Annotated in this window: 26 protein-coding genes; 17 read left to right on the top strand and 9 right to left on the bottom strand. The window is 57.1% G+C overall.

Features of this window, described 5'->3' with window-relative positions; genetic code table 11:
• Positions 1 to 58 precede the first annotated feature (58 nt).
• The 8 genes from pstC to arsH all read left to right on the top strand — a co-directional run bounded on the left by pstC (position 59) and on the right by arsH (position 7,298).
• Complete coding sequence (gene pstC, locus D4A39_RS08125) at positions 59 to 1,447, top strand: phosphate ABC transporter permease subunit PstC (RefSeq protein WP_022985845.1); 1,389 nt, start codon at positions 59 to 61, stop codon at positions 1,445 to 1,447.
• 18 nt (positions 1,448 to 1,465) lie between these two features.
• Positions 1,466 to 2,734, top strand: a complete 1,269-nt coding sequence (pstA, locus tag D4A39_RS08120; RefSeq protein WP_022985844.1) for a phosphate ABC transporter permease PstA — start codon at positions 1,466 to 1,468, stop codon at positions 2,732 to 2,734.
• A gap of 13 nt (positions 2,735 to 2,747) precedes the next feature.
• Positions 2,748 to 3,635 (top strand): phosphate ABC transporter ATP-binding protein PstB, encoded by an 888-nt coding sequence (gene pstB, locus D4A39_RS08115; RefSeq protein WP_022985843.1) that lies wholly within the window; start codon positions 2,748 to 2,750, stop codon positions 3,633 to 3,635.
• A 20-nt stretch (positions 3,636 to 3,655) separates the two neighbouring features.
• On the top strand, positions 3,656 to 4,369 hold the full coding sequence (gene phoU, locus D4A39_RS08110) for a phosphate signaling complex protein PhoU (protein ID WP_022985842.1): 714 nt from the start codon (positions 3,656 to 3,658) through the stop codon (positions 4,367 to 4,369).
• A 289-nt stretch (positions 4,370 to 4,658) separates the two neighbouring features.
• Positions 4,659 to 4,976, top strand: coding sequence for a metalloregulator ArsR/SmtB family transcription factor (locus D4A39_RS08105; protein WP_031226644.1), 318 nt, complete (start codon positions 4,659 to 4,661; stop codon positions 4,974 to 4,976).
• A 15-nt stretch (positions 4,977 to 4,991) separates the two neighbouring features.
• Positions 4,992 to 5,486: an arsenate reductase ArsC gene (locus D4A39_RS08100; RefSeq protein ID WP_022985840.1), complete on the top strand. Its 495-nt coding sequence runs from the start codon at positions 4,992 to 4,994 to the stop codon at positions 5,484 to 5,486.
• On the top strand, positions 5,486 to 6,505 hold the full coding sequence (arsB, locus tag D4A39_RS08095) for an ACR3 family arsenite efflux transporter (RefSeq protein ID WP_119917845.1): 1,020 nt from the start codon (positions 5,486 to 5,488) through the stop codon (positions 6,503 to 6,505). Before D4A39_RS08100 ends, arsB begins: the two co-directional genes overlap by 1 nt.
• Before the next feature lie 82 nt (positions 6,506 to 6,587).
• Positions 6,588 to 7,298, top strand: a complete 711-nt coding sequence (gene arsH / locus D4A39_RS08090) for an arsenical resistance protein ArsH (protein WP_119917844.1) — start codon at positions 6,588 to 6,590, stop codon at positions 7,296 to 7,298.
• A gap of 43 nt (positions 7,299 to 7,341) precedes the next feature.
• On the opposite strand, the gene D4A39_RS08085 is transcribed toward arsH, so the two are convergent.
• Positions 7,342 to 7,893 carry a YaeQ family protein gene (locus tag D4A39_RS08085; protein WP_031226643.1) on the bottom strand — a complete coding sequence of 184 codons (552 nt, stop codon included), beginning with the start codon at positions 7,891 to 7,893 and terminating at the stop codon, positions 7,342 to 7,344.
• Between the two features lie 74 nt (positions 7,894 to 7,967).
• Entirely contained in the window at positions 7,968 to 8,522 is a 555-nt protein-coding gene (locus tag D4A39_RS08080; RefSeq protein ID WP_102792797.1) for a TMEM165/GDT1 family protein, read from the bottom strand.
• A 362-nt stretch (positions 8,523 to 8,884) separates the two neighbouring features.
• Between D4A39_RS08080 and D4A39_RS08075 the strand changes: the two genes are divergently transcribed.
• Entirely contained in the window at positions 8,885 to 9,091 is a 207-nt protein-coding gene (locus D4A39_RS08075; protein WP_102792798.1) for a SlyX family protein, read from the top strand.
• Positions 9,092 to 9,111: 20 nt separating this feature from the next.
• Here D4A39_RS08075 and D4A39_RS08070 read toward each other — a convergent pair whose 3' ends face one another.
• From D4A39_RS08070 to D4A39_RS08055, 4 genes are read right to left on the bottom strand one after another with little or no spacing between them, the layout of a single operon-like run.
• Positions 9,112 to 11,253 (bottom strand): hypothetical protein, encoded by a 2,142-nt coding sequence (locus tag D4A39_RS08070; protein WP_022985834.1) that lies wholly within the window; start codon positions 11,251 to 11,253, stop codon positions 9,112 to 9,114.
• Between the two features lie 10 nt (positions 11,254 to 11,263).
• Positions 11,264 to 12,646 carry a hypothetical protein gene (locus tag D4A39_RS08065; protein ID WP_147393896.1) on the bottom strand — a complete coding sequence of 461 codons (1,383 nt, stop codon included), beginning with the start codon at positions 12,644 to 12,646 and terminating at the stop codon, positions 11,264 to 11,266.
• The gene (locus D4A39_RS08060; RefSeq protein WP_022985832.1) at positions 12,630 to 13,262 is read right to left on the bottom strand and encodes a hypothetical protein; all 633 of its coding nucleotides are present in this window, start codon (positions 13,260 to 13,262) and stop codon (positions 12,630 to 12,632) included. Before D4A39_RS08060 ends, D4A39_RS08065 begins: the two co-directional genes overlap by 17 nt.
• Complete coding sequence (locus D4A39_RS08055; protein WP_147393895.1) at positions 13,262 to 14,710, bottom strand: hypothetical protein; 1,449 nt, start codon at positions 14,708 to 14,710, stop codon at positions 13,262 to 13,264. Before D4A39_RS08055 ends, D4A39_RS08060 begins: the two co-directional genes overlap by 1 nt.
• A gap of 256 nt (positions 14,711 to 14,966) precedes the next feature.
• Here D4A39_RS08055 and D4A39_RS08050 point away from each other — a divergent pair, with 256 nt between their 5' ends.
• Together D4A39_RS08050 and D4A39_RS08045 are read left to right on the top strand one after the other, a co-directional pair.
• Positions 14,967 to 16,022, top strand: coding sequence for an alpha/beta fold hydrolase (locus D4A39_RS08050; protein WP_022985830.1), 1,056 nt, complete (start codon positions 14,967 to 14,969; stop codon positions 16,020 to 16,022).
• Positions 16,023 to 16,035: 13 nt separating this feature from the next.
• Positions 16,036 to 16,320 (top strand): hypothetical protein, encoded by a 285-nt coding sequence (locus D4A39_RS08045; protein ID WP_119917842.1) that lies wholly within the window; start codon positions 16,036 to 16,038, stop codon positions 16,318 to 16,320.
• Positions 16,321 to 16,323: 3 nt separating this feature from the next.
• On the opposite strand, the gene D4A39_RS08040 is transcribed toward D4A39_RS08045, so the two are convergent.
• From D4A39_RS08040 to D4A39_RS08030, 3 genes are all read right to left on the bottom strand, one after another.
• Positions 16,324 to 17,382: an AraC family transcriptional regulator gene (locus D4A39_RS08040; protein WP_119917841.1), complete on the bottom strand. Its 1,059-nt coding sequence runs from the start codon at positions 17,380 to 17,382 to the stop codon at positions 16,324 to 16,326.
• Between the two features lie 153 nt (positions 17,383 to 17,535).
• Positions 17,536 to 18,657 (bottom strand): PilT/PilU family type 4a pilus ATPase, encoded by a 1,122-nt coding sequence (locus tag D4A39_RS08035; protein WP_022985826.1) that lies wholly within the window; start codon positions 18,655 to 18,657, stop codon positions 17,536 to 17,538.
• Between the two features lie 15 nt (positions 18,658 to 18,672).
• A complete protein-coding gene (locus D4A39_RS08030; RefSeq protein ID WP_022985825.1) occupies positions 18,673 to 19,707 on the bottom strand; it encodes a type IV pilus twitching motility protein PilT in 1,035 nt (344 codons plus the stop codon).
• Between the two features lie 223 nt (positions 19,708 to 19,930).
• Between D4A39_RS08030 and D4A39_RS08025 the strand changes: the two genes are divergently transcribed.
• The 6 genes from D4A39_RS08025 (at position 19,931) to D4A39_RS08000 (ending at position 25,816) form a co-directional block, all read left to right on the top strand.
• Positions 19,931 to 20,617: a YggS family pyridoxal phosphate-dependent enzyme gene (locus D4A39_RS08025; RefSeq protein ID WP_022985824.1), complete on the top strand. Its 687-nt coding sequence runs from the start codon at positions 19,931 to 19,933 to the stop codon at positions 20,615 to 20,617.
• Positions 20,618 to 20,660: 43 nt separating this feature from the next.
• Positions 20,661 to 21,470, top strand: a complete 810-nt coding sequence (gene proC, locus D4A39_RS08020) for a pyrroline-5-carboxylate reductase (RefSeq protein WP_022985823.1) — start codon at positions 20,661 to 20,663, stop codon at positions 21,468 to 21,470.
• 158 nt (positions 21,471 to 21,628) lie between these two features.
• Positions 21,629 to 22,177 (top strand): YggT family protein, encoded by a 549-nt coding sequence (locus D4A39_RS08015; protein ID WP_022985822.1) that lies wholly within the window; start codon positions 21,629 to 21,631, stop codon positions 22,175 to 22,177.
• 171 nt (positions 22,178 to 22,348) lie between these two features.
• Positions 22,349 to 23,809, top strand: coding sequence for a sensor domain-containing diguanylate cyclase (locus D4A39_RS08010; protein ID WP_022985821.1), 1,461 nt, complete (start codon positions 22,349 to 22,351; stop codon positions 23,807 to 23,809).
• A gap of 88 nt (positions 23,810 to 23,897) precedes the next feature.
• The gene (locus D4A39_RS08005) at positions 23,898 to 24,335 is read left to right on the top strand and encodes a PaaI family thioesterase (protein ID WP_022985820.1); all 438 of its coding nucleotides are present in this window, start codon (positions 23,898 to 23,900) and stop codon (positions 24,333 to 24,335) included.
• A 344-nt stretch (positions 24,336 to 24,679) separates the two neighbouring features.
• Complete coding sequence (locus D4A39_RS08000) at positions 24,680 to 25,816, top strand: hypothetical protein (RefSeq protein ID WP_022985818.1); 1,137 nt, start codon at positions 24,680 to 24,682, stop codon at positions 25,814 to 25,816.
• Positions 25,817 to 25,847: the final 31 nt, after the last annotated feature.

Here is a 25,847-nt window from a genome sequence, read left to right as displayed (position 1 = left end):
TCAACGGTGCACCAAGGTCGCTGCGTTGACTGGAGAAAAAACCTAAACGGAGAACACCATGCAAACCGGTAATCTGCTGTTGCTGCTGGTGGTAATGATCGCCGGGGCCTATTACATGGGGCACCGCCGTTCCTTTGCCCTGGCTCGACCGCTGGGCGGCATTCGCCACCTGCACTCATTGCCGTTCTATTACGCCATGCGTACGGCAATCTGGTGTGCTATCCCGGCCCTGGTCGTGCTGGGGGTCTGGCTGGCGTTTGATGACACCCTGATTCGCAACATGGTGATGGGAAGCCTGCCGGCGGCCAGTCAACCGGTGGATGGCTCCGCTGCGAACCTGATGCTCAACCAGATCAGCAATGTGGCCAGTGGTGCCCTGTCTCCGGCTTCGGTATCACCGGAAATTGCGGCGGCAGCGGAGAAACTGAATAGCCTGCGTCAGCTCAATACCATGGCAATTACGGTTGTTGTGATCGTGGTGGCTATGCTGGGAACGGCCTGGGGCTGGGTGAAAATTTCGCCGCAAATGCGTGCCCGGCAACAGGTCGAAAAAGTCCTGCAAACACTGTTCATGCTGAGTGCCACCATCGCCATCCTGACCACGGTTGGCATTCTGATGTCGGTGCTGTTCGAATCCATCCGTTTCTTCGGCAAGGTGCCGGCTACGGATTTCCTGTTCGGCCTGCACTGGAGTCCGCAGACGGCTCTGCGTGCTGACCAGGTTGCCTCTGAAGGGGCTTTTGGGGCTATTCCCCTGTTTGTCGGCACCTTGCTGATTTCTGCCATCGCCTTGCTGGTGGCGGTGCCGGTGGGGCTGATGTCTGCCATCTACCTGGCCGAATATGCTCCCGCCAGAGTGCGCGCGTTTGCCAAGCCCGCTCTGGAAGTGTTGGCAGGCGTGCCGACGGTGGTATACGGCTTCTTTGCTGCACTCACCGTGGCCCCGGTGATTCGCCAGATCGGTGAATCCATCGGCCTGGATGTGGCCTCGGAGTCGGCCTTGGCGGCGGGCCTGGTGATGGGCGTGATGATTATCCCGTTTGTGTCGTCGCTGGCGGATGACGTGATCACGGCGGTGCCTCAGGCGCTGCGCGATGCGTCACTGGGGCTGGGGGCTACCCGTTCAGAAACCATCAAGAAGGTCATCTTTCCGGCGGCTCTGCCGGGCATCATGGGCGGTATTCTGCTGGCGGCATCGCGGGCCATTGGTGAAACCATGATTGTGGTGATGGCGGCGGGACTGGCGGCGAATCTCACCGCAAATCCACTGGATGCGGTGACTACGGTGACGGTGCAGATCGTGACCCTGCTGACCGGTGACCAGGAGTTTGACAGTGCCAAGACCCTGGCGGCCTTCGCCCTTGGCCTGATGCTCTTTATCACTACCTTGTTGCTCAACGTGATCGCGCTTCACATTGTGAAGAAGTATCGCGAGCAGTACGACTAGCGCCTGGAGGCATTCGACATGAGCAAGACCACCGAACAGGTACGCAAGTCACTGGCCAAACGCTACCGTGCTGAGCGTCGTTTCAAGGCCTTTGGTGTGGGCGCCATTGGTTTTGGCCTGCTGGCCCTGGTGCTGTTGTTTACGGACATCATTGGCAAGGGCCATAGCGCGTTCTTCGAAACCTACGTGAAGATGGAGGTGACCTTCGATCAGGACACGCTGGATATCAGTGATGTTCGTGATGAAGAGCAGCTCAATTTTGCCAATTATGATGGTGTTATTCGCAACGCCCTGCGCGAAGAGTTTCCGTCGGCCAGTGGTCGCCAGGAAAAGCGTGAGCTGTACAGCCTGATCAGCACCGGGGCCGGCTATGAACTGCGCGATTTGCTCAAGGATGACCCTTCCTTGATGGGCAAGAGCATCACCCTGTGGTTGCTCGCCGATGACGACGTCGACGTATATGTGAAATCTGCCCAGGACGACCGGTTGGAGTCCCGTCTCAGTGATAACCAGAAGAGCTGGATCGAGAGTCTGGAGGCGCAGGACCGTGTGGAGTTGCAGTGGAACCAGTCCCTGTTCACCCACGGGGATTCCCGCGAGCCGGAGCTGGCGGGTATCTGGGGGGCGGTGACCGGTTCGTTCTTCACTATGCTGGTGACCTTGATACTGAGCTTCCCTATTGGGGTGGCCGCGGCCATTTACCTGGAAGAATTTGCGCCCAAGAACAAGTTCACTGATTTCATTGAAGTGAACATCAACAACCTTGCGGCGGTGCCCTCTATCATTTTCGGCCTGTTGGGTCTGGCGGTGATTATCGGTTTGTTCGGGTTGCCCCGTTCGGTACCTGTTGTCGGGGGTATCGTTCTGACCCTGATGACGCTGCCCACCATCATTATTTCCAGCCGTGCTGCCATCAAGGCGGTGCCGCCGAGCATCCGCGAAGCGGCCATGGGCCTGGGCGCCTCGAAAATGCAGGTGGTACTGCATCATGTGCTGCCGCTGGCCCTGCCTGGCATGCTGACCGGCGCCATCATCGGTATGGCCCAGGCACTGGGCGAAACGGCCCCGCTGCTGATGATCGGTATGGTGGCGTTCATTGTGGATGTCCCGGGTGGGCCGCTGGATCCCTCCACCGTGCTGCCCGTGCAGATTTACCTGTGGGCCGATAGCCCGGAGCAGTCCTTCGTGGCCCTGACCTCCGCGGCCATCATGGTGCTGCTGTCTTTCCTGATCGCCATGAATACGCTGGCGGTGTTCCTGCGCAAGCGCCTTGAGCGGCGCTGGTAACGAGGTAAGAATCATGGATACTGCAGAAAAGTTTGATGACAAAGCGCCAGGTAACATGAAGCTGGCTGACCAGATTGAAGGTGAACAGGCAATGGACGAGACAATCCGCTATCCGGACCAGACGGTCGGAACCCCTTATGTGGACAACCCGAAGATGCGCATGCGCGACGTGGAGGTGTTCTACGGCGAGAAGCAGGCCATCCACGGCGTCAGCCTGGACATCGGCAAGAACGAAGTGGTGGCGCTGATCGGTCCTTCCGGTTGCGGTAAATCCACCTTTCTGCGTTGTCTGAACCGCATGAATGACACCATCGATATCTGTCAGGTAAAGGGCAACCTGCACCTGGAAGACCAGGATCTTTATGATCCCAAGCTCGATGTGGTGGAGCTGCGTGCACGGGTGGGCATGGTGTTCCAGAAGCCGAACCCTTTTCCCAAGTCGATTTATGACAACGTGGCCTATGGTCCCCGGATTCACGGTCTGGCCAACAAGAAATATGACCTAGACGAAATCGTGGAAACCAGCCTGCAAAAGGCGGGTTTGTGGAATGAAGTAAAGGACCGTCTGCATTCCCCTGGCACGGGCCTGTCCGGTGGTCAGCAGCAGCGCCTGTGTATCGCCCGTACCATTGCCGTAAGCCCGGAAGTGGTGCTGATGGATGAGCCCTGTTCTGCGCTGGACCCCATTGCCACCGCCAAGATCGAAGAGTTGATCGCTGAGCTGAGCGAGTCCTATACCATTGCCATCGTGACCCACTCCATGCAGCAGGCGGCCCGTGTCTCCAACCGCACCGCTTACTTCCATCTGGGGCGTCTGGTGGAAATGAATGATACCGATACCGTGTTCACCAAGCCGGAACACGATCTGACAGAAGCTTACATCACCGGCCGCTTCGGTTAAGGCACAAGGAGAGCAGGATCATGGATCGCATGCATTTTGGTGAGCACAGCTCATCCCAGTTCAACGACGCGCTGGAGTCCATCCGCAACAACCTGATGGAAATGGGTGGCCTGGTAGAAAAGCAGGTGGTGGACGCGTTGCAGGCATTGCTGCAGGCCGATTCCGCCCTTGCGGAAAAGGTGATGGAAACCGAGGACAAGGTCGACAAGCTGGAAATGCTGATCGACGAGGAGTGCACCAAGGTGCTGGCGCTGCGCCAGCCGGCGGCGTCGGATCTGCGGTTGATTATCGCCGTTACCAAAGCGGTGTCAGACCTGGAGCGCATCGGTGACGAATCCGCCAAGATTGCCCGTATGGGGCAGCAGCTGGCGGAAGAGGGTGAGTCTCCACGGGGTTATGTGGAAGTGCGTCATATCGGGAACCACGTGCGTAACATGTTGCGCGATACGCTGGACGCCTTTGCACGCTTTGATGCCAAAAAAGCGTTGGAGGTGGCTGCCGAAGACAAGGAAGTGGACCTGGAATACCGCAGTGCCATGCGCTCGCTGGTCACGTTCATGATGGAAGATCCCCGTTCCATTTCCCGGGTACTGAACATCATCTGGTCGCTGCGCGCGCTGGAGCGCATTGGTGATCACGCCCGCAATATTGGCGAGCAGGTGATCTATCTGGTGGAAGGCAAGGATGTGCGCCACATCAGCGTGGACGAGATTGAAGCGAAGTTGAAAAAGTAGGGCAGCCTCAAGCTACAAGCTACAAGGAAAACCCGGCCAGACAAGGTCGGGTTTTTTGTTTGGGCTTCCGTAGGAGCGTCGCTCGCGTCTCGTAACTCGAAACTTTCTCCTCGCCAAGGCTCGGTAATCGCGCCGCGAGCGACGCTCCTACGGCAAGGTTGTACTTTTAAACGAGGCCACGGGCCTGCCCGCTGTCACAAAGCCTTCCCCCTTTGAAACTTGTCTTTTGTAACTTGGAGCTTATAATATCCGTATTTCCGGATATATAGATATAGGGATGCCAGCGGCCATGATGACACCGACCCAATTGTGCAAATGCCTGGGTGATGACACCCGTCTCAGCCTGATCTGCCTGCTGCACGGTCAGGGTGAGGTGTGTGTGTGTGATCTGGTAGACAGCCTGCAGGCACCGCAGTCCACCATTTCCCGGCATCTGGCCCAGCTGCGCCAATGCGAGCTGGTAGTGGCTCGCCGTCAGGGCACCTGGATGCATTACCAGCTGAACCCGGCATTGCCGCAATGGGCGGCCGAGGTAATTGCCACCCTGGTGATTCCGGCCCGTGAGGACCTGAACATTACCCTTCCTAACACCGCTTGCTGCGGCTAACTCTGAGAGACGGATATGAATACGCCCCTGACAATTCTGTTTTTGTGCACCGGCAATTCCTGCCGATCCATTATTGGCGAAGCGCTGGCCGATCATCTGGGTCAAGGCCGGCTTCATGGCCTGAGCGCGGGTAGCATGCCCACTGGCACCGTTAATGAAAACGCGCTGGCTGTGTTGGCGCGCCACGGTGTCGAGGTGAATAACCCCAGCTCCAAGACCATGGATGCTCTGGAGGGTGAGCAGATTGATCTGGTGATTACCGTGTGTGATGCCGCCGCCGGGGAATCCTGCCCGGTGTGGCTGGGTGATACGCCCAAGGTGCATTGGGGGCTGGCAGACCCGGCCCACGTTACCGGTAGCGAAGACACCATTCGTGCTGCGTTCGAGACCACCTATAACGAACTGCACGCACGGATTGAAGCGCTGGCATCGCTGGACCTTGAGAGCATGAATGGGCTCGGTCTTGTCGCTTGTGCACAGAAAATCCACCGTGAGATGGGTAGCGAGTAATGCCGTTTTTTGAACGTTATCTGAGTCTCTGGGTGGCCCTGGCCATTGCCGCGGGGGTCGGGCTTGGGTTGGTCATGCCGGGTGCCTTCGAAGCCGTAGCCGGGTTTGAGTACGCCCATGTGAATCTGGCGGTAGCGGTCTTTATCTGGGTGATGGTCTACCCGATGATGATCCAGATTGATTTCACCGCCATCAAACAGGTCGGCAAGAACCCCCGCGGCCTGTTACTGACACTGGTGATCAACTGGCTGATCAAGCCATTCACCATGGCTGCGCTGGGGTGGCTTTTTTTCAAGGTATTCTTCGCCGGCTGGGTAGACCCGCAAACCGCAACAGAATACATCGCCGGCATGATCTTGCTGGGCGTGGCACCCTGTACGGCCATGGTGTTTGTGTGGAGCCAGCTTACCCGCGGGGATGCCAATTACACCCTGGTGCAGGTGTCCGTTAACGACATCATCATGGTCTTTGCGTTTGCACCGATTGCCGGTTTGTTGCTGGGCGTCAGTGACATCACGGTGCCGTGGGATACGTTGTTGCTGTCTGTGGTGTTGTATGTGTTATTGCCGCTGATTGCCGGTTTTGTTACCCGTCAGTGGCTTGGCAGCGATGAGCGGGTGGCGCAGTTTGTTCATGCGCTGAAACCGGTAAGCGTGATGGGCCTGTTGGCGACAGTGGTGCTGTTGTTTGGCTTCCAGGCCGAGACCATTTTGGCCAAACCCATGGCCATTGTGTTGATTGCCATTCCGTTGCTGATACAGACCTATGGCATTTTTGTGATTGCCTATTGGGCGGCCAAAAAACTGCGTCTCAAACATAACGTGGCAGGACCCGCTTGCCTCATTGGTACCAGCAACTTTTTCGAGTTGGCGGTGGCGGTAGCAATCAGTGTGTTCGGTCTGCATTCCGGCGCGGCTCTGGCCACGGTCGTGGGCGTGTTGGTAGAGGTTCCGGTGATGTTGTCACTGGTGGCGATTGTTAATCGTACCTCTCATTGGTTCGAGACAAGCAATTCATAGTGAATAGTTAACAGCGAAAAACCTGGATCAAGAAAGTCGTAATCATTTCTGATATTGGGTTTTCGTTGGATGGAAAGAAGAAATGAGTGATACCCCCAATCTTGATAACAACTGTTTCCGGGTTCCGACCGCGGATGCCGTGTTTCGCGACACGCCGTCGGAGCACAAACCTCGCATTTTGTTGCTGTATGGTTCGCTGCGTTCGCGGTCGTTCAGCCGGCTTGTGGTGATGGAGGCGGCCCGGATTCTGGAAGCCATGGGCGCGGAAACAGCCATCTTTCATGCCGATGGGTTGCCATTGCCCGACAGCGAAGAGGTCGATCACCCCAAGGTGAAAGAGCTGCGTGACCGGGTTACCTGGAGCGAGGGTATGGTGTGGTGTTCGCCGGAGCGTCACGGCGCCATGACCGGCATCATGAAAGCGCAGATCGACTGGATTCCTTTGTCGCTGGGGGCAGTGCGTCCCACTCAGGGAAAAACCCTGGCGGTGATGCAGGTGTGTGGCGGCTCGCAATCATTCAACACGGTAAACCAGTTGCGCGTGCTGGGTCGCTGGATGCGTATGGTGACGATACCCAATCAGTCATCGGTGCCGAAAGCCTTTCTGGAGTTCGACGACAACGATCGCATGAAACCCTCGGGGTTCTACGACCGTATTGTCGATGTGATGGAAGAGCTGGTGAAGTTCACCTACCTGACCCGCGACCGCAGCGACTATCTCGTGGACCGCTATTCCGAGCGCAAGGAAAGCGCGGAACAGCTTATGGCGCGGGTGAATCAGCGAAGCATGTAGTCGCAAAAATCAGGGCACCGACGTGATGGGTGCCCTGCCTGCTTCAGTGCGGGTTGGCCGGGTACCACTGGTCCAGCCCCATCTCTACGGAGTGCTCCGCGCTGCCGAACCACACCTGGCCATCCTGAATCATGGCCTGCAGCTGCATGCTGCGCTGGGTGCTCTCGGCGAGGGCGGCTTCACTGTCTGCGCTCACATGGATAACGCGCAGGTTATCGAACCGGGTAACCTTGTTCTTGATGCTGTCCCACCATACCTGCGGAGCACGGGGGCCATAGCAGTAGAGGGTGACCTGACGCGCCAGGCCGCAGGCTTTGCGAAGGCGTTTTTCGTCGGGCATGCCCAGTTCGATCCAGTGCTCCAGAGTGTCATCGGGGTTGCGTTGCCACAGATCCGGTTCATCGGTGCTCGACAGCCCTTTGGTGAAGGTCAGGTCTTCGTGGGCGCTGAGCGCAAACGCCATCAGGCGTAGCATCATCCGCGATTCGGTTTCCGAAGGGTGTAGCGCCACCGTCAGGTTATGGGTGGCGTAGTAGTCCCGGTCCATATCCGAGATGGTCAGCTCGGCTTTGTAGATGGTGGCAGTCAGGGCCATGGTTTCACTCGCAAACAGGGGCGCTGGCAATACGCACAGACGCAAAGTTGGATTGTAGCAGGCCTGGGGGGCCGTCAGGTCACCAGCGCGAGAATACCGAAGCCAAAAAACAGGGCGGCGCTAATCCGGTGTGCGCGGCGCTCGAACTGTTTGCCACCAAACTGGTGGGCCAGCCAGATGACTGGCAGGTTGGCGGCGATCATGCCCAGGGTTGAGCCACTGAGTACCGGCCAGAACTGGTCCTTGAACTGCACCGCCAGGGCAATCGTCGCCAGCTGGGTCTTGTCGCCGATCTCGGCAATGAAGAACAGCACGAGAGCGGTGAGGAAAGGCCCGTATTTCGGCTCTTCCTTGATCTCTTCATCGCCATCGGGAATCAGCATCCACAGGCCCAGGGCCATAAAGCTGATGCCGAGAATCCAGCGCATCCAGTCCATCGGGACGGTGTCCGCCAACCAGTCGCCAAACCAGACCGAGGCGCCGTGATTCAACAGGGTGGCGACGACTACGCCGGCCAGAATGGGCCAGGGCTTGCGGAATTTAAGGATCAGTGCCAGCGACAGTAGCTGAGTCTTGTCACCGATTTCGCCAAGGGCAACCAGCAACAGGGAACTGAACAGGGCTTCCATTGAGGTTATTCCAGAGGGGCGGGATTAACGTTGACATGAGACACCACCTGCCAATCCCGCCCCAGCGGAATGCAAGTCGTGTCTCAGGTCTCGTCAGTCCGCGTGGCCCGGAGGGCAGTGCGGGCGTGGACGCCATGCGCATGAGGCGCAACTATGTTGACGGCCACCTTGAGGCTTGTGCCGTGAAACGGCAGAGGAAAGCGATCGAGCGACTACTCCCCCAAGACGGCACAAACCATAGCGGAAATATGGATAAAGGGCCAGTACAATGGTGCGAACAGCTGCAAGCTGCCAGGCGTGCAGGTGGGCTGTCTTGCAGCTTGCCCCAGCCATTTCCGCAGGAGCGCAATAGAGAGATTCCCATGAGCGAAGACCGCTTGATTGATATCGAGACCAAACTGGCCTATCAGGAAGACCTGATCGAATCCCTCAACCAGATCGTCAGTGATCAGCAACGTCAGATCCGTGAGCTGGAAACCGCTTGCCGCAAGATGGTGGATCGATTGGTAGACCTGAGCGAGGCATTCGCTGCCACACAAGTGGAAGATGCGCCTCCACCACACTATTGATCTTCAGGCGGCGATATCCGTCAGGGAATCTTCAGCCTGATCTCGTTGTGCCATGTGCCTGCGGGAATGACCATGCGCCCAAAATCTTCTGATCCAAACCCGACCGTTCCAATCAGTGGATCACCTGCGGCGCCACCAAAATGTGCGGATTGGCCAATATCCAAATCGTTACTGATCGCCAGTTGCGGCAAGCCATCAGCGGTGTGCTGACCGGAAACCATTGACAGGCTGCCGTTGCGCCATGCGACTCGCCCGGACAGGGCGTCGATATAGAATCGGGATTGCGGGCTTGATACCTCGCCGACTCGAATATAGCTATTGTCCAAATCCAGCAGACCATTAAAGCCGATGGGTGCCGCTCCGGTGTTGGTGTCGACCGGTAGCGGGTTGAGTACAAACAGGAACTGATCGGTTTGCAAATTCACATCTATCAGTGAAACCCTGGTGAGGGCATCGTAGCTAAGGTCGCTCATATTGCCACCACCAAATAGTGCTCGAAAACGGTACTGAGCCAGATTATCTGTCTGTAACCACAGCCCACCGGGAAGTTGGGGGTAACGAGAATCACCATCGGTTACGCGCAAGAATAGGTCCCGTGCACGGTAAAAAATATCACCATTCATGAAGCCTACGCCGCGATGACTCTGGGTATCCACCAGCATAAAATGGGTGTTGGTTTGCCAGCCGTCGCCTGCGGTTGAACGCACTGCCGGATCGCTGCTGTTGGCTCGACGCCAGGCATCAGGAGATTGCGCTATCAGGGTGATATCGGCACGAATTCCCGAGTCAGTGGTTACTACGCTGGCACCCGATGCGCGACCATAGGGATAGAGAAAAATATCGGCATCAAGCTTTCCGAAGGTAAAGGCGGCGCCCCAGTCAAGCGGCGTAACTGTCCCACCGGAAAGAGGATCTTCTACTTCAACGCGCGTGTTGTAGGCAAGTAATCGCGCATCACGCATCAATATCGCGAAAGCACTTTCGTTGCTACCGGGCAGGTCATTACTGTACCACTCCCCTCCAGTGGCCATGCAGGATGACTGGTCCAGGACCCCTGAAGTGGCAGCGCCGGCACACAAACCTGAGGGCCCGCTCCCTCCTTGCATCACATCGAATACAACGGGCAGGGCGAACATCGGCCCGGGTGCTGCACCAAGTCGTTGCCATTGGCTAAAGCGGGCCACGGTTCCGTTACCACCGGCCTCCCCCAGCGACAGGGCGAAGTCGCTGTCAAAATCCCAGGCGGTGTAAAGGCTAATGCCTTCTGAGCGACTACCGGTAACGCTGCCATCAGTATCCTGAAAGGTATTGGGGCCGTTGACATAGGTGTTATAACCAACGCCCCCTGCTTGTAGATGCCATTGAGGGTTGACCAAGCCACCACGCCAGCCAAAACGCAGCAGGTTACTGCGACCACTTACATCAAAGTTGGTCGGCGAATTCTTGAACGCCAGGTCAAAGCCGATATTTACATCGGCATAGGGGGCTTGCAGAAGCAGGCCCCGGGAGTCAATGCCAACGCGTCCAAGTCCGGCGGATTGTCCATTGGCCGCGCCGGTACTGAAACGGGTATCAAGTTGCAGGTTGGCAAAGCTGAGTTCCGGACTGCCAGCAGGCCCCTGGCGATATATCACGTCACCGTTAAGTGAAAAATCCAGCGAAGCAAGATTATCCTCAAGATTAAAGGGGCCACCTCGATTACTGAGCGAAAATTGCCCGGCTGACAATAGTGCAAGACTGCCAAGTGAGCGGTCACTGGCATCGTCATTGGCGGTGTGCAGAGAGAGGGATCCAAGGGTCAATTGCTGGTTTGACCATTGTCCGGAAAGGCTCAGGTAGGGCTGCCCGGAGCCATCACTGCCAGCGTCCAGGTGCCATTGCTGCTGAAGGTTGCCACCGTGCCCCTCCAGAACAATATCCTTAACCAGGGTGCAGGCATGCTGACCATTCAGTCCGCCGGTGCAGGCACCGTTATTCAACGAATTATCATCGGTAATCCACTTGAGGGTATCGAGACGCAGTGGAGCTTGACTGCTTAGTGTCACTGATACGCCATCTGCGCCGTTAATAGATGACAGTGCGTCATCGCTCATGGCCTGCAGTGCAAGAGCGTATGGTGTGAAAAAGAGTAAAGGGATCCATAACGGGCCTGGTCGATTCATAATCGCCTCCTTAGCAGAACACCGCGCTGCCGTAACAATTGGATACCCTTGGCAAATCGATCTTGGGATTATCAATCAAAAGTTGTCCTTCAGGACCGAGCAGGCTAACCGCCGTGCCCAGGTCCACGTAGCCCACATCAATACGGTTAGGCGGATTGATGTTCAGAATTTTTGCCCCGGGAGCGTTCAGCCACCAACCCGTATTGGCAGTAGGGGCATAGGCACTTGAGCAACGGCCATTAGCAGGAATCTGCCCATACGCAGGATTGCAGGCATCAAAAGCCTGGTTATTGGGTGGTGGTGCCTTGCTGTAATTTGGCCACGCAACCCGTTCGCGTTGCATGGAAAGGAAAAAGTTTTCTGTATCTGGTGTGAGCAGGTAATGCACCTGGCGCATGTCAATGCGAAGTTGCCCATAGCCCTCATCAATGATCAGATTGGCTACACCTTGCGCGGGAAGACAGACCGCGAAATTCCAGAAATTACAGTTCAGATCGATAGCGTCGACCGTGAGTTTGGCGGCCGCCACGTGCAGGGTTTGCAGACGTGTACCACTGGCATCGACAAAGAACGGTGTTGAGTTGGCGTTACAGCCATACTGGGCTGGATTCATACGACCAAAACAGGTGTTGAGGTCAGCATCAAAAAAATTCAGCAGGTTTGCTCTCGCACGAATCGCGGCAGAAAGCTCCAGCGACAGAAATCCAGACACACTATTAATGCCAGAATGGCAGTTGACTACACCCTGACCTGTGGTGGCAGAGGGGTTGCATGCGCCACCATGCTCCTGATTGATCAGGTTGCTTTCCAGCCCTGGCCCGATGAAGCCTTCTGAAGGTTTTCCCGAGCCGGTATAATCACGACCAATTGACAGTGCACCATTAATACGCTGGCCGCCTATCTTGATACCGGCAACTTCACGCAATGTGGCGGTGCTGTCGTTTTTTATTGCCAGCTCTACATAAGGACGGATCAGTTCAAAGGCGCTTTCCGGACCGTCCAGGGATGGAAAATCCCCGTCGTTATTCACTCCCATAAAGCTCAGGTAATCAATATCAATGTCGCAAGGGGCTGACGTCGTCAGCAAATCGTTTACCCCGCCACAGCCAAGCTGGAATTTTGCAATATTGGCATTCAGGTTGAGTTTGACGTCCAGACCCATGCGATAGAAATCGAAGTTGGCGGAACCATCGCTGGGGGCATTGGCCAACGCATTGGGACCGATGTGATCAGACAGGAAAAGGCTGCCATCCTGTGCCAGTACTTGTGACAGTGCGTCATCTTCCATGGGTACCAGTTGCGCATGTACGGTTGCAGACAGGCAGGCGAATCCCAGCAGCGACAGTGCGCGCCACATACCCTTGCCGCTATGGGATTTAGAATCCGAAAACATAGGAGACACCCTCAAAACGCATGTTGGCCGGAGCATTCAATGCCCTGCTGTCTGTGGCCCGAAATCCCAACACACTGCCGGAGGCGGCATCGCGCATATAACCCGGGATGGCATTAACGGTGTCGTCGTATTCGAGGGCAACGCGACCGATGTTGGTGAACAGGTTAAGATCGTTGTAGGCGCCAACAGCTTTGTTGAATGGGTAATAGGTTCGTAGTGCGAGCATGCCGCCAGGATTGCAGTTGTCGATCAGGCATTCGCCAGCTACAGATTCGAAACGCTCAGGATCAAGATAGGGCGTATTGATCGTTGGCAAGGGGGCGCTGTCAATTCGCAGGTCATTGATCTGCAGTTCGCCATAATAATCCTTGAGCATGAGCCAGATTCCTTCGCGATCTGAAAACTCAAACCCCATTCGGCACGGGTTGAGCCCGCCGTTGTTACAACCAATCGGATTGCCTTGTGCGTTGACGTTGTTACGCAGTAGCAGGGTCAGTTGAACACCCTCGCCAGCCTGACCGGCGATGAGCGCCATTTCGTTATCGGCAAGTGGAGCAAGAGAGTCACCGTAGGCACCAGGAAACATCAGAAGAAGAAGCAGACCATAGCGTTGCATCAGCACACCCCCGGTCGGCAGCTTTCCATGTAGAACTGGTTGATCAGTAGCCCTTCAATACGAGCAGAACCCAGACTTACCCGATCGGTGGTGTAGTAAAGATTATTGTTGCCGGGCCCGCTGCTGACCGGTCCTTCTGTTGGCGTAAAGCACGCGCCGGGGCTGTTGGGATCGCAGCGGTAATTCTGGGTGCGCTGCATGCTGGAATTTTCGCCACGCTTGTCGATGCGGACCGGGCGTTTGGCGAACGCATTAAAGGTGCTGCCATTGCGAGCCTGAAACACGATGCCGTCGTCGCTGGCATTCACGGTTTCACGTGTGCCAAGGGCATTCCAGCCTGCCATGGCCGGATACCAGTCACCGTAGCGGACATAGCCATGTGATAAGCGGTAGTTCTGGCAGGCGCTGTCACTTTCGCCGCAGGCCTGTTGCCAATCCCGTGTCGCTGTTCGTGCTGTTTCGAAGCCGCGAACATCGCCGCTGTCGAGACCGTAGAATCGGTTGTAGACCGCTGGATTATCAGGAACAGGGGTGAGTTCAAGGTAGAAGTCACCGTTGTTGCCAACCGGCCCCAGCACCAATGCCTGATAGTAGACCTGGCCGAAAGGGAGAAAGGCATCCACATTACGAAAGAACAGGCCTTCATCCGGATCGAACGTTGGTGCTTCCCCAATCTGGTCGGTGGCGTTGTCAGCAGCCTGAGCAACGCTGAAACGGAAATCCCCTTGAAGGTAGCTGTGATAAAACATACCGAAGGTTTCATTGCCCGGTTCGGTATGTTGGAAAAGGCGGAAAATACTGCCGGCGGCATTACCGCGTATCAGTGTCTGGCTTTTCAGTAGTCCGCCGCCGCTGGGATTATTTGCCCCCTGTCCCATTTGCAAGGCCTGGGTGGCGGTATCGCGAGTGGCCCCTGCTTCAATCTCGCCCCAGAATGAAAAGGTGTAATCCGGCTGACGGGTAGGGGCCAGAAACTCGTAAATGGTTTTGTCAGGATTGGATGCGTCCTGGTTGATCAGGCTGCCGTCCCAGGCCATGCCTTGGGGTGACCATGAGCGCATTACGTACGGGTTGTCGAAGGGAGAGAACCAGGCAATCTGGCCGCCACGGGGACATGCTGCCGTGGAGGCATCGCAGCTGCTTTCATTCCAGTGACTGCCACCCGCCCCGGTTCCCGAAATATTAACCCCGTACCAGCGCAGGTCGCCGCGTCGCCAGCACCCTACGTTGCCACTGTTGTTACCCGCTGCGGTACAGGCTCCGGCTGGAGTGATTCCTGTTTGTTCGAAGTAGCTGGTAGGGGCCATGGCATAGCGGAACTGGTCCAGTGCCACGGCAATGCCCGCGCCGTGAGCTGCCGACATTTCCGTCTCATTGAGAGGTTGCAAGTGTGCCTGCGCTGTTCCCAGGGTGAACAGTAACAAGCCGCTTATTATTATTCTGGACATGCTCGGCTCCGCACGGAGGCGTAATGAACGAAACGCCAATGGTGCGCCCTGTGGCGATAAGAAACGCAGTGGTAAAATTTGTCAGGAAGGGGACAAATCGCGTCGCCGGGTGCCAGTATTCGCATCAGGGAAGACATATCCTGACACTCACGCGGCAAATGCAGCCATGCCGTGGGGGCGCTTGTGTCCGTGACCTAGACTGCGCCTGTCTCCACTCGCATTGAGTGGCCTGAATAAAAACAAGACAGGTAGTGTGATGATCCGGTTGTCTCTGACATTGATGTCGCTGTTGTTGTTCTTGCCGGGGTGTCAGCGACTTCCTCCCGCGAGCCCGGCGCCTGAATTTTATCTTGCCTATCCCGGTGTGCAGGAAACCCGACTTCTGCAAACTGCAGATGGGCTACAGCTTTATGGCCAGTGGTGGGCGCCTGAGCAGCAAGCACCGCGGGCCGTGATTTTGTTGCTGCATGGCACGGCGGCGCATACTGGCGTGTATGCCCCATGGGCGAACCATCTGGTGGAACACGGTTATGCGATGTTCGCCTATGACATGCGCGGCTGGGGGCAATCGCAGGGGTTTGGCCGTGCAGGCTTCAGCCGTGATGCCGAGGTGTATGTAGAGGATCTGGCCTTGGCATTTGAAGAAGTGGCACGCCGGTATCCCGGGGTGCCTGTGTACCTGCAGGGAGAATCGTTGGGGGCTGCCATTGCATTGCAATGGGATATTCGCGGAGATCAGAGGGGGCATGGTTTGATTCTGAATGCCCCGCCAGTGGTTGTGAACCTGAAGGTGGGCCCCTGGCGACAACCGGATTGGCTGTCCAATGCCATGACCTGGAATGCGGGCTTGGTTGGCCGCATGGCTCCCAATGCTGCGGTATTCAGTATGGCGGGCCGGCGCGGGCAATGGATGTGGAACAAGGCGATCTTTGATCCGTGGGCGAGGTCCTGGGTTGCCAGCGAAGTGAACATGACGCACTCGGCAATCGCTGCCAGCTACGTGACGCACTTGCAAAAGATGACAGCCGAAATTCGTGCCAATCTGGATCGTATTGATAAGCCCATGATTGTTTTGCAGGGAGCAGAGGATTATCTCGTGTCGCCAAAAGCGGCGCGGCGGTTAGTCGAGGAAAGCGCGTCTAGCGACTCGCGTTGGCATCTTTATGAAGACGGCTCCCATTGTGTGTTGCACGATGGACAAAAAAAACAGGTCTGGAATGACATTATTGTTTGGCTGGATGAACGCCTGGATCAGCAAGCAAAAGAATCGTCACCTTTCGTGATTACCCGCTTTGCGCATCATCAGCCTTGAGGTGAAACTTCCAATGAAAGACATTACGGTATTGGGCATTGTCATGATGCTGCTTGCGGGATGTTCGGGTTCGGTGCGACAAGGGCCTGTGGTGGAGCAAGAGATTTCGCCAGCGATGCTGGCGCGGACTCAGTCATTGGGGTTGCCGTTGTCATCGCAAGCGATGCCACGGTTGGCCAATGCGCTTGCTCAGGCGCAACAGTATTGCCAGCTGGATGAGCGGGAACTGAAGGTGGAAGTGCGGCAGCAATCACGTGGGGGCGATAGCATTCCTGTGGTGAAAGTGGATTGCGAATAACCGTTAGCCGTGTTCGCGGTATTGCGATGGAGTCATGCCTCTCCACTGCTGGAAGCGTCGCTGAAAGGAGCGACTGCTGGAGAACCCTAGCCGTTGGCTGATTTCGGCCACGGTCATTCCTGTTACCTTCAAATAGTCACAGGCCAGTTGTTCGCGAGTCTCGTCGAGCAACTGTTGCCATGACAACTCCTGTTCGGCCATGCGTCTGTCGAGGGTTCGAAGACCAATGTTGAGGCGGTCGGCTACGGTCTTGCGCCGTGGCAGGCCCGATAACATGAGGTCGCGAGCCAGCCATCGTACCTGCCCAATAAAGGACTGTTGTTGCTCTACGGCAGCCAGCTGTTCCCGCGCGAGTGCTTCTGCCTGTACCTGGCGTTGGTCATTAAACACATTGATGGGTAAATCCAGCGTGTGGCTGTCCAGCTCTACCTGGTTGCTGCCAGCAGAAAAGATCACCGGGCAGCCGGTGAGAGCCTCAAACGTTTCGCGTTCCTCGTCATTGATGGCTGGGTGCTCCAGCATCATGTTTAGTGGGGCCAGCGCAGGTTGTCCGGTAATAAAACGTACCATGGCCGTGCCCAGCAGCATCAGGTTGGTCATGAGATGACGGCGTAGTACGGGGTGGCGGGTCACCATGGAGGCGGTCAGCAACATGTTGCCATTGGGGCGTTCTTCCACATGGAAGCCGCCGGAGTTGCCACCAATCAAGGCCTGATATTTGGTCGTGAAGTGAAGCGCTTCGCGCAGGCTGGTGGCGCTGAAGGCCAAAGACGTCAGCGTGTTGAATATGGCAGGCATCATTTGCTGGCCAATGTGCATGCCCAGCAGTTCGTCCTGGCTGACCAACAGCAGCTCCTGAACAAACGTTTCCAGTTGGGCTGTGGGTACCCGGGCCATGGGCTGCAGTGCGCTGCCGGGATCAAGCCGGGCGCGACGCAGAACATCTTCGACCGGCAAACCCAAACGCTGTGCGCCATAGTACAAGTGGGCAAGACCGACACCGGAAACGAAATGTTCCGTGTCGCAGGCGAAGGCGTCGCTGGTTGATGGCAAAGGGTTCATGACATCATTTTGCAATAAACCGGTGTCCGGTCACAGCCTGCGAATACCGTTCGACGGAAATTCTGACAGCAGGGGAGATTTCTCCGGGGGATCGATGTTGCGGCGAGGCTGGGCGGACAAGGAGGTTATCCTTGTCCGGTGGAACCGCAGAGGCTATTCGGTATCTTCCAGGCTCAATCCGCGGGTGGCGACATCCAGGCTTGAGGCATCAGTCTCGTTGCCGAGTTTGATCATCAGGCGCAGATCGTTTGGCGAATCGGCGTGGAGCATGGCGTCTTCGTAGGTGATTTCCCCGGCGGAGTAGAGGTCGTACAAGGCCTGGTCGAAGGTCTGCATGCCCTGTTCGCGGGATTTGCTCATCAGCTCCTTGAGCATGTGCACTTCACCCTTGCGGATATGGTCCTGCACCAGCGGCGTGCCGAGCAGAACTTCAATGGCCGCGCGGCGACCCTTGCCGTCCGGGGTGGGGATCAGCTGCTGGGCGACAATGCCTTTCATGTTCAGGGACAGGTCCATCCACAGCTGGTCGTGCATATCGGCGGGGAAGAAGTGAATGATCCGGTCCAGCGCCTGGTTGGCGTTGTTGGCGTGCAGGGTGGCCAGACACAGGTGACCGGTTTCGGCGAAGGCGATGGCCTTGTCCATGGTTTCCCGGGTGCGGATCTCACCAATCAGAATCACATCAGGCGCCTGACGCAGGGTATTCTTCAACGCCACTTCAAAGCTGTCGGTGTCGATGCCCACTTCGCGCTGGGTCACGATGCAGCCCTGATGCTGGTGAATGAATTCGATGGGGTCCTCGATGGTGATGATGTGACCCTTGGAATTCTTGTTGCGGTGGCCAATCATGGACGCCAGCGAGGTGGATTTACCGGTACCGGTGGCACCCACGAAAATCACCAGGCCACGCTTTGTCATGGCCAGTTCCTTGATCACCGGCGGTAAGCGCAGGTCATCCACATTGGGGATCTTGGTTTCAATACGCCGCAGCACCATGCCGACCAGGTTGCGCTGGTAAAAGGCCGAGACCCGGAAACGGCCAATGCCGCGGGCGGAGATGGCGAAGTTACACTCGTGGTGTTCAACGAAATCCTTGCGTTGTTTTTCGGTCATCACGCCGAACACGATATCCCGGGTCATGTCCGGGGTCAGGGCGTTTTTGGTCACCGGCAGAATCTTGCCGTGGACTTTCATGCTGGGGGGCACACCGGCGGTAATGAACAGGTCGGAACCGCCTTTCTGGACCATCAGTTTGAGGAGCTCTTCGAATTCCATGGTGACATCTCCTCGTTAGATCGAGTCCGGGCTCTTGGCTTTTTCGCGGGCCACTTCCCGGGCCACCAGGCCCTTCTGCACCAGCCCCTGCAGGCACTGATCCAGGGTTTGCATGCCCAGGGCGCCACCGGTCTGAATGGCGGAATACATCTGCGCGACCTTGTCTTCACGGATCAGGTTACGGATTGCGGGGGTGCCGATCATGATTTCGTGGGCGGCTACCCGACCACCGCCGTTCTTTTTCATCAGGGTTTGTGACACTACCGCCTGCAGGGATTCGGACAGCATGGAGCGCACCATGGCCTTTTCTTCGGCGGGGAAAACGTCAACAACCCGGTCAATGGTCTTGGCGGCTGAGGTGGTGTGCAGGGTGCCGAACACCAGGTGCCCGGTTTCCGCCGCGGTGAGTGCCAGGCGGATGGTTTCCAGATCCCGCATTTCCCCTACCAGAATGATGTCCGGGTCTTCCCGCAGGGCCGAGCGCAGGGCTTCGGCGAAGCCCAGGGTGTCACGGTGCACTTCCCGCTGGTTCACCAGGCATTTCTTGGATTCGTGTACGAATTCGATGGGGTCCTCGATGGTGAGGATGTGCTCGTAACGGGTGTTGTTGATGTAGTCGAGCATGGCCGCCAGCGTGGTGGACTTGCCGGAGCCGGTGGGGCCGGTGACCAGCACAATGCCACGGGGGAACTCGGAGACCTTCTGGAAGACCTTGCCCATTCCCAGGTCTTCCATGGTCAGTACCTTGGACGGAATGGTCCGGAATACCGCACCGGCCCCCCGGTTGTGGTTAAAGGCGTTGACCCGGAAACGGGCTACACCGGGGACTTCGAAGGAAAAATCGGTTTCGAAGAATTCCTCGAAGTCCTTACGCTGCTTGTCATTCATGATGTCGTAGATCAGCGCGTGGACTTCCTTGTGCTCCATGGCGGGAAGGTTGATGCGACGTACGTCGCCGTCAACACGGATCATGGGGGGCAGACCTGCGGACAGGTGGAGGTCAGACGCGCCGTTCTTGGCGCTGAAAGCGAGCAGCTCGGTAATATCCATGGTGTCTTCTGGCGTTATTGTGCGTTATGGAAAAGGGCATGGAGAGCCCGGTTCCGTTATTATTCACCGACCGTCGGCGCACCGACGGCATCAGAAAATCGTCCTAATCGCCCTAAAGTAACCTGACCTTTTCAGGCGTTCAAGGAACTGCACCGGGAATTCGCTTTCGGCGGGAAAGCGGCGCCGCGCAGCCACACCGACAGATCAGCAGGTAAAACCGCCCATGTCCGAGACAGCCAGCCCCCTGAATACCCTCCGCCAGTCCATTGCTGCCGCCTGCCATCAGGCCAGTCGTGACCCGGAAACGGTCACCCTGCTGGCGGTCAGCAAGACCCGCAGTGCCGATGAAGTGGCGGCGTTGGCGGATCAGGGGCAGCATCATTTCGGTGAAAACTACCTCCAGGAGGCACTCGACAAGATGGATGCCCTGGCGGAGCGAGGGTTGGTATGGCACTTCATCGGCCCGATACAGTCCAACAAAACGCGTGACATCGCCGCCCGGTTTGACTGGGTGCACTCCGTGGACCGGCTCAAGGTGGCGCGCCGTTTGAGCGAGCAGCGCCCGCAGACGCTGCCCCCTCTGCAGGTGTGTATACAGGTCAATGTGGACGACGAAGCCAGCAAAAGCGGGGTGCCCCTGGAGGGCGTGGCCGAGCTCGCGAAGGCTATTGTGGACCTGCCGAACCTTACGCTGCGCGGCCTGATGGCGATTCCCCGGGCGGACAGTGATGACCACAACCGGGCGGCTTTCCGACAGCTCGCCATGACACTGTCACAATTGCGCAATACAATGCCGGCCCTCGACACGCTCTCCATGGGCATGAGTGCGGATTTCGGGGTGGCCATTGAAGAAGGCGCTACCCTGGTTCGCCTGGGTACGGCCCTGTTCGGTCCCCGCCCGGCCCGCTAGTTTCGGCGTGTCGCTTGCGCGACAACTACAGGACAACGCAGTTATGGCACAGCAACTGATCGGTTTTATCGGTGCCGGCAACATGGCAACCAGCCTGGCCGGTGGCATGGTGGCGAAAGGAATTCGCCCGGCCCGAATCTGGATGAGCGACCCCTCAAAGGATCGTCTGGACGAAGTGGCCCAGCTGCATCGGGTACACGTGAGCGCCGACAACCGGGATGTGCTTAGCCGTGTGGATGTGCTGGTGCTGGCTGTGAAACCGCAGATGATGCAGGAGGTGTGTGAGAACCTGCGTGATCTGATCGCTGATCGCCAGCCGCTGGTGATCTCCATCGCTGCCGGTATCACCGTGGCCAACCTGAAAAGCTGGCTAGGCGAGACCCCGGTGGTGCGTTCCATGCCCAACACGCCCTCACTGGTGCAGGCGGGCGCCACCGGACTGTTTGCGGCGGCGGGTGTCAGCGACGAACAAAAGGCCATGGCCAAGGAAATCCTCGGCTCTGTGGGCCTGACGTTCTGGTTTGCCGAAGAGAAAGAGCTGGATGCGGTGACGGCCGTCTCCGGGTCTGGGCCGGCCTATTTCTTCCTGCTGATGGAATCGCTGATCGAAGCGGCCAAAGCCCAGGGGCTGGATGCTGCCACCGCTCGCCAGATGGTGCTGCAGACTGCCTGGGGAGCCGCTCAGCTGGCCATTACCAGCGAAGTCGGTCCGGATGTGCTGCGCCAGCAGGTCACCAGCCCTGGTGGCACCACCGCCGCCGCCCTCAACGTGTTCGAAGAAGCCGGCTTCCGCGAACAGGTCCAGGCGGCAGTTGCGGCAGCGCGGGAACGGTCGGAAGAGCTGGCGGGATAAAGCAGTCACGAGTAACGAGTTGCGAGAAGCGAACCCCCAAACCGGCTCTGCTTTTCGAAACTCGTTACTTGCTTCTCGCTACTGATTTTTGTCCACCCTTTGAAATCTGCCCCCCTTGCCCCAAACTCTACCCCCTGTTGCGACCAACGGAGTGATCCATGAACCCCCAGGGTGCCCTGATTTACCTGCTGGACTTTGCCTTCAGCGCCTACATTTTCATTGTGCTGACCCGGTTCGTGCTGCAATTGGCCCGGGCTGACTTTTACAACCCTATTTCCCAGTTCGTACTCAAGGCCACCAATCCCTTGCTGAAGCCTCTGCGGCGCGTTGTCCCTGGTTATGGGGGCCTGGATGTGGCGTCACTGGTGCTGGTGGTAGTGCTGATCATCCTGAAAGCCATCACCATCCTGTCGATTCAGGTCGGTGGGTTCCCCTCGGGTATTGGCGGGCAGCTGATCCTGTATTCGCTGAGGGAGCTGGCCGCAGTCATTCTTAACTACATTTTCTGGGCGGTTCTGTTGCGGGTGATCCTCAGCTGGGTGGCCCCGGATCCCTACAACCCGGTGGTACGCATCGTGGTGCAAATCACCGAGCCGGTGATGGCGCCAGTCCGTAAATTGCTGCCGCCCATGGGTGGGTTTGATCTCAGCCCGCTGGTGGTGCTGTTGGGGATCCAGTTGCTGCAGATCCTGTTCAAACTTCACTGAGATATGGGTGATGTGACTCAAAAAGGCGCCGTTGGCGCCTTTTTTGTTTCGGCGGCCCAAATTTGAGGATCAGTGATATGCATTTATTGTCTTTCTGCTTTTTACTTGCGCTCAATTCGGTGGGATAAAGAACAATAGCGATGAGCAAAAAAATGAAGGGAGAGGCGTGTGATGGATGACCGCCGCGATTTCAGTGTTAGCAGCTTGCGGGAGCTGCACCGGCTGGCATTGGAGGATTATCAGGATCTGCCCAGCCTCTATCAGTCCTATCTGCGCACGGGGTGTGAGTTGCTGGGGGTGTCAGTGGGTATCGTCAGCCGTATCCAGGATCAGCAGTATACCGTGCTGGCTGTGGAAGACGAGGCGCGTACCATACAGGTGGGGGATGTCTTTACATTGGGCGATACCTACTGCTCGACAGTGATCAAGAAACAAGGCTCTGTTGCCTTGCATCACGTGGGTGCCCTGGAAGAAATGCGCAGCCACCCGGTTTATCAGGGGATGGCGCTGGAATCTTATATTGCTGCGCCGATACAGGTCGCGGGCCAGGTATTCGGCACCCTCAATTTTAGCGACTCGGCCATCCGCGCTTACCCTTTCACCATTGAAGAAATCGAGTTTCTCGAGCTCATGGCCCAGGCGATTGGCCAGGCGGTAGAGCGTGACAATCTGCGCCGTCAACGGGAGAAAGCGATTGTCGAGATGGAACACAGCGTGGCGCTATTTGAGGGGGCCTTTCGTTTTGCAGCCATCGGTATGGCCATTGTCTCGCCTGAAGGACGGTGGCTGCGAGTGAACAAGGCTTTGTGCAAGCTGGTCGGTTACAGCGAGGAGGCCTTGCTGGAGATTGACTTCCAGACCATCACGCACCCCGAAGATCTGGACACGGACATGGAGTTCGTCAATGCGCTACTGCAAGGCAAGAAAAACAGCTACTGGATGAAAAAACGCTATTTCCACAAAGAGGGGCATATTGTCTGGGTGTTACTGGCGGTATCTATTGTGCGGAATCGGGATGGTTCACCCCGGTACTTCCTGTCACAGATCGAAGACATTACTGCCCAGGTGCGGGCAGAAACGGAATTGAAAGAGCAGCGCGATGAGCTGGCCCAGCTCAATCAGGAGCTGGCAGACCTGGCGCGCACAGACCCACTGACCGGGTTAAACAATCGCATGGTATTGATGGAGTTTCTGCGCCAGGCCCATAGCGCCAGTTTGCGCTCCTGTGAGCCTTTGTCAGCGGTGTTCATGGACGTGGATTATTTCAAGGAATTTAACGATGAATATGGTCATCGTGAGGGCGATGTGGCGCTCCAGGCGGTGGCAGAAGCGCTGCAGGGGGTGACCCGTGGCAGTGATATGCTGGCCCGTTATGGGGGCGAAGAATTTGTGGCCCTGTTGCCGGGGGCAGGGATAAACCAGGCCCGCGCTGTGGCAGACCGTTTTCGCACCGCCGTTTCCGATATTAATGATCTGCCTCGCGAGATACACCTGAGTGTGGGCGTTGCAACCCTGGTGCCGGAGACCGGGACAGAACCCCCGGATGCGGACGACCTGCTTGGAGCAGCCGATCAGGCGCTCTATGCCGCCAAGGAGCAGGGGCGTAACTGTGTTCGTGCAGTGGCGCTGTAGCAGGGCGCGCAGGTAAACGGCCTGTATGGGATTGTAAGTTCCAAAAAGGAACCTAGAATGGAGTCCATCATTTCAAGAGGATTCCACCATGAACCCTGCGTCCATGACCGGCCTGCAAATCATGCAGGCTTTCGCGGCGGGCAAGATTCCCCGCGCCCCGATTTCCGAAACGATCCCCATGGATCCCGACACGGTAGAAGAAGGCCGAGTGGTGTTCATTGCCACCGCAGATGAGCGGCACACCAACCCGCTTGGCGGGGTGCATGGCGGTTTTGCCGCCACCGTTCTGGATTCGGTGACCGGCTGTGCCACGCATACCGTGCTTGGCGCTGGTGAGAGTTACGGCACCACCGACCTGAACATCAAAATGTGCCGTCCGGTTCCGTTCAACACTCCACTGAAAGCCGAAGGCAAAGTCATCAATCGGGGTCGTAACCTGGTGATATCGGAAGGCCGCATTGTCGATGACGAAGGGAAACTCTACGCCCATGCCACCTGCACCTGCATGATCATCGCGCCGCGCTAAGCGTTCGTCCCCTTCACCGCACCCCCCTGTTCAGGGGGGTCACGCTTCACCGGCAGCACCGTAGGATGTGACCAACTTCTCATGGCAGGGAAGTTGGTCATGGCAAAGGATGTGTTGGTCGTGTACCTGGCCGGCAAGGATGCCCGTTCTGCCAGTCGTACACATGACTTTCCATTTTCTCCCCTCCCGCTTTGCCGGGATTTCTGACCAGCTTTTCTCACCGTGAACACCTGATTCCGTTGTCAGGATTGGATGCATACCGCTGGGTCGATGGCCTGAACTTGCGTCATGAATCCGTATGCTGCCAACAGGGAAAAAATCAAAAAAATCCACGGGGAAAACCAATGAAAATGACATTTGGGAACAAGGCTGTTCCAGCCATGGCGCTAACCGTACTGGTGTCCGGTTGTGCAACCACCGCAAGCGAAGCACCGACCTATGATGCCAAGGGTTCTGCCGCCAGCCAGGCGGACACCTTTATTGCAGCGGAAAACGAAAAGTACATGGAAGGGGTCGACAAGATCGGGGTGTTGTCCTGCAACGTCATGTTTGGTGTCAACAGTGCAGCGTCTGCCTCAACCAGCGGCGGCTTCCGTTCCGATGCCACCCGCGCCACGGGTACAACCCGCCGTTCCGATGTCAAAGTGACCGTAACGTATGCGGCCAAAGGGGTAGAAGAAGCCGAGATGCAACGTCTTGCCAACCAGGCCTGTGATAACGCTGAGCAGCAGCTGGCCAAAGCGGGGTTTGAGGTGGTGCCGCATCAGACCCTGAAGGCGAACCCTCATTACCAGGCCATGCATGCTGAAGGCCGGGAAAGCCCCTTTGAGTACAAGGGAACAGGGGGCACACGTTATCTGGTGATGGGCCGTGAGGGAGAGACTATTTCTGATCCTCGTTACATCGGCACAGCAAGCGGTTTTGGCCAAGCGTTCAAGGCTGCAGCGGGCAGTTCTGCCCAACAACATGAAGGTCGCCTGATCAAGGATCTTGGACTCACTGGTGTGAACATCAATATCCTGATCGACTTTGCCAAGCTGGAGTCGGATGGCCATAAAACTTTTGCCGGGCTTTCCAACAAGGACTCCGCCAAGGTGGATGCCACGATTCAGCTAACCGCTCGTGGAGATGTTCGCTTCCAGCCGGTGGCACAGCAAAAATGCTGGAGTCGTTTTGGCAAGGAAGAGTGCATGATCAAGACAACCCATATGCCGGTATTCAGCACCAGCAATGCGCTGGCTACGCCCAACGCGTTCTACAGCAGCATCGAGAATGTCACGACCACAACGGACAAGCTTACTTCTGGTCTCAGCAAGGGACTGGGTTTGTTGAGTGCCATGAGTGGAACGTCCAATTCCACAGCCAGAGACATTACCCGCTACCAGGTTAATCTGATTCCTGCGTCCTATGACGCAGAAACACAGACTCTGGCCCAAGGGCTGGTTGGCATGGTTGCCGTGAAAGCGGCCTCCTCGCGCTGAAGGCGAAGCGATAAAAAGGGCCGCATTGCGG

The sequence above is a fragment of the Alcanivorax profundi genome (assembly GCF_003597125.1).
Lineage (GTDB): Bacteria > Pseudomonadota > Gammaproteobacteria > Pseudomonadales > Alcanivoracaceae > Alcanivorax > Alcanivorax profundi.
This window is presented reverse-complemented; position numbering and strand designations above follow the sequence as displayed.